This is a genomic window from Actinomyces sp. oral taxon 849 str. F0330, assembly GCF_000239715.1.
GTDB classification, from domain to species: domain Bacteria; phylum Actinomycetota; class Actinomycetes; order Actinomycetales; family Actinomycetaceae; genus Actinomyces; species Actinomyces johnsonii.
Map to the genome: position 1 here is coordinate 486,066 of NZ_JH470348.1, position 7,513 is coordinate 493,578.

At 61.3% G+C, this 7,513-nt stretch carries 11 protein-coding genes; 5 read left to right on the top strand and 6 right to left on the bottom strand.

Going from position 1 to position 7,513, the window contains the following annotated elements; all coding sequences use genetic code 11:
* Together HMPREF0975_RS15990 and HMPREF0975_RS15370 are read right to left on the bottom strand one after the other, a co-directional pair.
* Nucleotides 1-248, bottom strand: a 248-nt coding sequence (locus HMPREF0975_RS15990) for a hypothetical protein (RefSeq protein WP_049939320.1), incomplete at its 3' end; no start/stop codon positions are given.
* Between the two features lie 286 nt (nucleotides 249-534).
* Nucleotides 535-1,188, bottom strand: coding sequence for a hypothetical protein (locus HMPREF0975_RS15370; protein ID WP_009232428.1), 654 nt, complete (start codon nucleotides 1,186-1,188; stop codon nucleotides 535-537).
* A gap of 360 nt (nucleotides 1,189-1,548) precedes the next feature.
* Here HMPREF0975_RS15370 and HMPREF0975_RS01950 point away from each other — a divergent pair, with 360 nt between their 5' ends.
* From HMPREF0975_RS01950 to HMPREF0975_RS01970, 5 genes are all read left to right on the top strand, one after another.
* Nucleotides 1,549-2,184, top strand: coding sequence for a DJ-1/PfpI family protein (locus tag HMPREF0975_RS01950; RefSeq protein WP_009232429.1), 636 nt, complete (start codon nucleotides 1,549-1,551; stop codon nucleotides 2,182-2,184).
* Nucleotides 2,165-2,638 carry a MarR family winged helix-turn-helix transcriptional regulator gene (locus tag HMPREF0975_RS01955; RefSeq protein WP_009232430.1) on the top strand — a complete coding sequence of 158 codons (474 nt, stop codon included), beginning with the start codon at nucleotides 2,165-2,167 and terminating at the stop codon, nucleotides 2,636-2,638. The genes HMPREF0975_RS01950 and HMPREF0975_RS01955 overlap by 20 nt, the downstream gene beginning before the upstream one ends.
* A gap of 507 nt (nucleotides 2,639-3,145) precedes the next feature.
* A complete protein-coding gene (locus tag HMPREF0975_RS01960; RefSeq protein ID WP_009232431.1) occupies nucleotides 3,146-4,141 on the top strand; it encodes an NADP-dependent oxidoreductase in 996 nt (331 codons plus the stop codon).
* A gap of 35 nt (nucleotides 4,142-4,176) precedes the next feature.
* On the top strand, nucleotides 4,177-4,641 hold the full coding sequence (locus HMPREF0975_RS01965) for a MarR family winged helix-turn-helix transcriptional regulator (protein WP_232212429.1): 465 nt from the start codon (nucleotides 4,177-4,179) through the stop codon (nucleotides 4,639-4,641).
* 110 nt (nucleotides 4,642-4,751) lie between these two features.
* Nucleotides 4,752-5,462: a helix-turn-helix transcriptional regulator gene (locus tag HMPREF0975_RS01970; RefSeq protein WP_009232433.1), complete on the top strand. Its 711-nt coding sequence runs from the start codon at nucleotides 4,752-4,754 to the stop codon at nucleotides 5,460-5,462.
* Here the strand turns inward: HMPREF0975_RS01970 and HMPREF0975_RS14550 are convergent.
* The 4 genes from HMPREF0975_RS14550 to prmC form a co-directional block, all read right to left on the bottom strand.
* Nucleotides 5,399-5,791 (bottom strand): VOC family protein, encoded by a 393-nt coding sequence (locus tag HMPREF0975_RS14550; protein WP_009232434.1) that lies wholly within the window; start codon nucleotides 5,789-5,791, stop codon nucleotides 5,399-5,401. The genes HMPREF0975_RS01970 and HMPREF0975_RS14550 overlap by 64 nt on opposite strands.
* Nucleotides 5,792-5,981: 190 nt before the next feature.
* Entirely contained in the window at nucleotides 5,982-6,341 is a 360-nt protein-coding gene (locus HMPREF0975_RS01975) for a HepT-like ribonuclease domain-containing protein (protein WP_081697245.1), read from the bottom strand.
* Nucleotides 6,325-6,630: a nucleotidyltransferase family protein gene (locus HMPREF0975_RS01980; RefSeq protein WP_009232435.1), complete on the bottom strand. Its 306-nt coding sequence runs from the start codon at nucleotides 6,628-6,630 to the stop codon at nucleotides 6,325-6,327. The genes HMPREF0975_RS01975 and HMPREF0975_RS01980 overlap by 17 nt, the downstream gene beginning before the upstream one ends.
* A gap of 102 nt (nucleotides 6,631-6,732) precedes the next feature.
* On the bottom strand, nucleotides 6,733-7,513 hold a 781-nt coding region (gene prmC / locus HMPREF0975_RS01985), incomplete at its 5' end, for a peptide chain release factor N(5)-glutamine methyltransferase (protein WP_009232436.1).

Here is a 7,513-nt window from a genome sequence, read left to right on the forward strand (position 1 = left end):
TGGGCCCGGGCGACCAGGGCGGAGACCTCGTCCTGACGCTCCTCCCAGGTGGGGGCTGCGGCGGCCTCGTCCTCGGGCGGCGGGGCGTCCTCGGGGCCCCAGTCCTCCTCCGGTGCCTCGACGTCGGCCCAGGAGTCGTCGTCGAAGGGCCCGGCGGTGGGGATGAGGGCGGGTAGTGCGGCCTCGGGCGGCGGTGTGGCCGCACCGCTGGAGCCGGGCATGGGCAGGGCGCCGAAGAGGGAGTTCATCGCGTTCATCGTGGGGCCAAGCCTAGGCCAGGGCACCGATACGTTCCGCACCTCAGCAATGACACTCCTTAGCCGAGCAGCCAACATGCACCCGTTGCACTTGGCAAACTCAAATCCCTACCATCGAGACTCCCTCTTTACTGGAAGCACCCCAAAACTCATTAAAAAATACTGATCACCCTCACCACACTAAGATAGTACCCATCCAAACACAGAACCACCGCAGGAATACTTAAACCAAAATAATTTCCAGCAGCACAGCAAACCAAACCAACCCCAAAAAGCCTCACCTAAAAGATGTCAGCAATTCATCAATCTCCTTAACCTCCGGTCGCACCAAATTTTTCACATCATTAACTAAGACAATAATGAATCCAAGCGACGCGAAAGTTGCAGCAAACACAAACCAACCCCAACTCCGATCCCAGAGACCACTCAAGATTGAAACAGAGTACAGGATCGGCAGGAACAAACTAGCGAAGAATGCGAAAAATGAGGCTGCAGACCTTGAGATAGAGGCCCTTCTAGGATCCAAGAATCGCTCTCCAACGGTCACACCTAAAATTATCTTGTCTTTCTTTCCTTTATCGTGATATATGAGTCCTTCAGGTGCCGCTTCAGCAATGAGCTGCTCATAAACCTCACAGACATAGGAGTGACCAGCATTCATTCCAACAATAAGTGAATGGTACGACAACATCCCCCAAGGCAACATAGCAGCTAAAGCCAGCCAGATTGGCGGAACTCGGCCAGGATCACCGACAAGTATGGCAACAAATCCCATCGTCCCAACTATAAACCCCAACATATTTGTCGAAGCCCCATATATTGCCGAGCAATCCGCGCGCTGCGCAGCATACCCAGTCAACAGCACATCGAGTTGCGGCGACTTCGACGCCACATCAGACCCGACACCACTTCCGTCAGAAATCGATTCCATTTCAGAACTCCCAAGCACCTTTAGAAGAATCTCTACATCTCACTCGCACAACACAACCTTTTTTGTCGAACAGGTCTCGCCCCCAATCAAAAACACACCAAGGAACCCTAGACACCTAGGGTACCCCCGAATCCTGTAGTTGTCACGATTTTTAACACATCAGTTAGACACCTCCAGAAACACCCTAAAACAGGCAGAACGTTACATGTGAGAAATGATAGACATTACCTATATAATATAGGTAATATATGACATTGAGTTTACGAAGTTAGTCAGTAACTCATCACCAAAACTACTGTGAGATACGAGCATGTAGTGCACACTCAAAGAAGTTCTTCGAAGAAACGGAGAGGAGCCGAGATGCGCACCATCGCCCTGTACACGACCGAGACCATGGCGGACTGGGAGTACGCCTACCTCACCACTCAGATCACAGGCGCGGAGCAGCTCAAGCCTGGGCGCTTTCGGCTGCTGCTCGTGGGCGACGGGCTGGAGCCGGTGCGTACGCTCGGGAACCTGCCGCTGGCGCCGGAGGCCGACCTCGACGCCCTGCAGGCCCTGGCCGACGACGGCTCGCTCGCAGCCCTGGTCATCCCCGGAGGGGACCACTATGAGGCCGGGCACGAGCGACTCATCGAGATGGTCGGCCATCTCGTGGATAAGGAGGTTCCGGTGGCGGCGATCTGCGGCGCCACGCTCCTGCTGGCCCGGGGCAGCTTCCTGGACGAGCGCCACCACACCTCGAACGCCGCCTCCTACCTGGAGACCAGTGGATACCGAGGAGGCGCGAACTACGAGGAGGCACCGGTGGTGACTGACCGGGGAGTCACCACCGCCTCAGGCATCCACGCCGTCCCCTTCACTGCGGAGGTCATGCGGGTCACCGGGCTCGTGCCCGATGCGATAGTCGACTCCTGGGAGCAGGTCTTCCTCAACGGCCGGGAGAGGGACTACATGGCTCTGATGGAGGCGACCAGTGCCTGGCAGAACGCCTGAGGGGGACGCCCTCACCGCCCTGGTCCTTCCCGTCTTCGCGCTCAACGGGGAGCTCCTGGAGGCGGCTGCGGTGTTCACGGCCCGGCATGAGCTGACCCCGGCCCGGTGGCAGGTGCTAGGCGCCGTCCTGAAGGAACCGCTACCGGTTGCCGAGATCGCGCGTCGGGTCGGACTGGCGCGGCAGAGCGTGCAACGGGTGGCCAATGATGTCGTCGCGCAGGACTGGGCGCACTGGCAGCCCAATCCCGGGCGGCGCGGTCAGAACCTACTCGTCCTGACCGACAGGGGACGGCGAGCGATCGCGGCGCTGACTGCGGAGCAGCACGCCTGGGCCGATGCCGTCGGTCAGGAGATCGGCGAGAAGGACCTGAAGACCCTGGCGACGTTGACCAGCCGGGTTACCGAGGCATCGCGCTGCTACCGGCAAGCCGCCGGAGAGGAACCCTCGCCTTAAGCAGGAAACCGCCCCCAGCCGCGCCGGACCCCGAGCGGGCACCTGGGGAGCCACCCATGTCCAAATCTGTAACAAAGGGGTCGAGGTTCAATTTCTCCCACTGAAGAAAACCGCGAAATCATGCGGTTCTCCCCCATCGAGACGAGCCCAGCCTGGGCGTTTGTTGCAGATTTGGACACGACCTGGCCGACCCGATTCAAAACTCGCACTCATAGTCAACGACTGAAACCGCGACATCATCCTGGATGTACTCGGGCTCGCCAACAAAGGAAGCGTTGCTGGCATCGACGACACTGTCGAGCAGTGAGCACTGGGCGCAGTGACGCTGCGTCCCTGGGTGCAAACGGCGAAGTCGCGACTGACCACATTCCTCTCCCTGAAGAGCCCACAGGCCCTATCCAGAGATACCTCCTTGCCCAAACTAGTACGAATCTCGTACTATCATTTCGCGTATTAGTTCAAGGTGAGCACAGCATCTCGCTGTCGAGCGAGTCCGAGGAGGCTTCCATGAGTCGAGCGATCGAGTACCAGAGATTCGGCGGACCAGAGGTCCTGGAGGAGGTCGAGCGCCCGATGCAGGCGCCCGGTGACGGAGAGGTACGCATCGCGGTGCGCGCCGTCGGGCTCAATCCCCTCGATTTCAAGACCTTCGAAGGCGACCTGCGACCGGTTGAACGGGTTCAGCGCCTCATTCATCCTCGACGCTGGTTCGAGGTCGCATCTTCCCGTTTCCCCAGGGGCGTGGCCCGAGACTTCGCAGGTGTCATTGATGCCGTCGGCGCGAACGTCACGGACCTCGCCGTGGGCGACGCCGTACTGGGCACCTTGCGAAGCGCACCAGGCCAGGCCGACACCCGCGGAGCACTCACCACCGAGCTGGTGGCACCCGCCGAGGACGTCGTCAAGAAGCCGGTCTCGTTGTCGTTCACGCAGGCGGCCTGTCTGGGTGTTGCCTCGCAAACCGCGTGCGGTGCGTTCAGGCAGCTGAACCTGCACGAGGGCGATGTCACTGTCATCAGTGCCGCAGCAGGCGGTGTGGGTTCGATTGCCGCTCAGCTGGCCGTGAGCCGAGGCGCCACCGTCATCGGAATCGCCAGCGCCCGCAATACCGAATATCTCCGCTCCTTGGGCACCATTCCAGTCACCTACGGTGAGAACCTGACAAGTCGGGTTCGCCAGGCAGCTCCGTCACCTATCACCAAGCTCCTGGACTGCTACGGCGGCACCTACGTACAACTTGGCCGCGATCTCGGGCTGACGGGCCGTTCCATTGGCACTCTGGTTCCCTCACCCACGGCGATACTCAGGGGAGCGCAGTTCACCGGCTCGCGACACAGTAGTGGACGCATCGACCTCGAGGAAGTAGCACAACTGGTGGCGGACGACGTCATCAAGGTCGAGATCGCTCGCACGTACCCATACACATTGGAGCAGGTTCGCGCCGCCTACACCGAGCTGGCAAAGGGCCACGTCCGCGGCAAGCTCGTCGTCGATCTATCCTGACACCCATCCACGTTCAACCGGATCAGGAGGATCGCTTGAGCAGACGGATTCATGATCAGCGTCTCATCCGGGCGTTGCGTGCTATGAACAGTGAGCTCGCCGCCAGCAACCGCGCTGTAGCGGCGCAAACCGGGCTCAACGACAGCGATCTGGCGGTGCTCGACGTCCTGCACCGCGAGGGTCCGCAGACCCCCACTGCCCTTGCCCGCCGAACCCGGATGGGGACAACAACGATGACAAGCGTGCTACGCCGACTCACCCGCGACGGCTGGGTCGATCGTCGTCCCAGTGAGACAGACCTGCGCTCATTCACCATCCATGCCACGGGCGTTGATCGCCTTGCCCAGATGTTCCTGCCCGCCAATCGGAGGCTGACCGCCCTGGTGGAGGGCTGGCCCGAAAACCGGGTCGATCAGCTGATTACCTTCCTTGAGGACGCCACCGAGGTGATTCACGAGTCTGCGGAGCAGCTATCAACCAAGGACGGCGACAACTTCTGAGCTCGCTAATATTTCCCCACGCGCGTATACGTATAGTGCCGGATCCACTCTGACGATCCATCCTCTACAGGTCTCTGGACTCGCATCGCTCACGGCTCCACGATAGAGAGGTGTACTCCGAGACGGTCCTGAGTGAGCAGCGCACGCTCTGGCGATCGGCGGGCAGCAGCGCCACCACCATTCCTGCTGACGGATGCGTCGACCTCATTGTCCGCAGCGAGCAGGTGCTCCTGTGCGGCCCGCAGACTCGTGTCATCCACGCTCCCGCCGACGACATTGACCCCACTGTCGGTTTGAGGTTGGAGGCGGGCACCGCTCGCAGGATCCTGCCCGTGGCCCTCAGCGAGCTGAGGGACCGAGTAGTGGAGCTGCGCACCGCGTTGGGGTCGGAGGCGGTTGCCCTGTACGACCTGATGATGCGAGCGAGCACCGCTTCCCACCCCGAGCTTGTACTCTCTGCGCTGCTCGCCGACCAGGCGGAGCCGTGGGTGACGACGGCGCACCGACTCGCCCGGACCGGAGCGCCAGCGCGAGAGGCCGCCCGAGCTCTGGGCTGGTCGGAGCGCACGCTGCGCAGACGAATGCTGGAGACCTTCGGCTACGGGTACACCACTCTGGCACGTATTGAGCGTGCATCCCGAGCACGCTCACTTCTCCAGCGGGGACTTTCACTGGCCGATGTGTCAGTGACTACGAGTTATGCGGATCAGTCACATATGACTCGTGAGTTCACGCGCTTGGTCGGGGCGACGCCGGCTCAGTTCTCCAAGGCCGCGAAGAGGTCGACGCTGTTGCCGTCAGGATCGAGCACCGTGGCGTAGCGCTGCCCCCAGGGAGCATCCCATGGCTTGGTGCGGCCTTCGTATCCTGCTTCGACGAGCCTGGCATAGGTATCGTCCACGGCACTCACTGTCCCCTGGTCAAAGGCCAGGGCGATGCGGTGACCTCCCGAGGGCGACTCATAACCGGGATCAAGATGGCGAATGAGGTCGATGGTGTCCCATGCAAGAACGGTGCCGTCTTCGAGCCTGGTATCGACGTGCGGCTCGTCGCTCCTTTCAGGAACGGCCGCTCCAAGCAGACGGTAGAAGGTGAGTGAGGCGGACATATTGCGAGTCACGATGCCGATGAATCCGAGTCGTAGTGCCATAGCGACACCGTATGTCGCCTACGACATCCCGTCTTGAACAGAACGGCCACGTCCAGCTGGACTCCCTGACACGCCTGATCAGTCCGCATACGCTCGAACTGCGGCGTCTCAGCTCACCGAATGCGAGAGAGCATCACGCAGCCGAATCAAGTACCCGCCGCGGTCGGGCTCGGGTAGGCTTTCGGCGCCGTCACTCAGGCCAATGAGTATCCTGGAGCATCTCAGCCAAGATCGTCTCAAGCACCACTATACGAGTCGTCGCCGCAGCCCAAACGAGTTGACTATCCACACTCCCATACTCATGAGCAATAACATTACGCATTCCAATAATTCGATGAATGTCAGGAATTTGGTTAACCGTTTGTGGATCAGATTTCCGCACCCTATTCAGCGCCTCACCGAGGATCTCGATCTGCCGTTCGACAGCGGAACTCAACATCAGGTCTGACAGGTACTCCTCTTCACTCACACCCTGCGTGAATCGTCGCAGGGCTCGCACCGCCTGAAGAGCATCCCAGATGTGAGCATAGGACTCAGGCCGCATAGACATCCTCAGCACCCCTCAGCACCGAGGACTTGAAGTAAGGATTCTTGACCGACTCTGCAACGACCAGGTCAATCTTCCTGCCGAAGATCCTCGTCAACTCATCCTGCAGACCGAAGAAATCAGCAAATCGATCATTACGACCCGCTTGGAAATCAACAAGAAAGTCAATGTCGCTGGTATAGGGATCGAAATGATCGGTAAGTACCGACCCGAAAACACGCAATCGAGCAACACCGAACCGGGCGCATGCCTCCGCCAGCGCCTTGGTATCGATCGTCACTTTATCCGCCACAGAACTATTCTCTCAGAACCGCAGAACTATGACCAGAGTATCCAGCACGCCGGCTGCAGAGGCGGCAGGCGGTCCGAGCACTGCTGGCCCCGTCGGCGGGGTTTACCGCACGGCGCGCAGGTAGCGGTCGCGGCCGGTGAGGTCCTGCCCGGTCTCAGCCTGCTTGAACCCAGCCCCGAGCGCGGCCGCGCGCAGCAGCGCCCCCTGCTCGTGATCGTGCTCCATGACGAGTACACCGCCGGTGCGCAACAGCGCGACCGAACGCACGAGGACGTCGATCGGGATGTCCAGACCGTCGGGTCCCCCGCCGTAGAGGGCCACGGTGGGCTCGTGCTGGGAGGTCTCAGTATCCTCCACGGCGCCGGCCGGCACATAGGGCGGGTTGGATACGACGACGTCGATCTGCCCGTTGAGGTCGTGGAGGACAAGCGGGTCGGTGGCGTCGGCGTGGATCACCTCGACGCGTCCGGGGACCAGCCGCTCGCAGTTCTCGCGGGCCAGGGTCGCGGCGGTCTCACTGATCTCGACGGCGACCACCCGGGCTCCTGGCACCTCCTTGGCGACGCAGGCGGCGATCGCTCCCGAACCGGTGCACAGGTCGGCGGTCAGAACCACTCCCCCGCCGCCGGCCATCACCTCGCGGGCGGCCTCGATGGCGGCTCCGGCCACCACCTCGGTCTCCGGGCGCACGATGAACACGCCGGGACGGCTGATGAGTTCGGCACCCCGCAGCCACATGCGCCCGATGATGTGCTGAAGGGGCTCACGGCACTCGCGGCGCAGCACCAGCGCGTCATAAGCGGCCGGGAAGTCTCCGTCGGCGCCGTCGGCCAGGAGGAGGGCCCGCCCCAGCAGGTGCTCGGCGAGGATCCGGGCATCGACC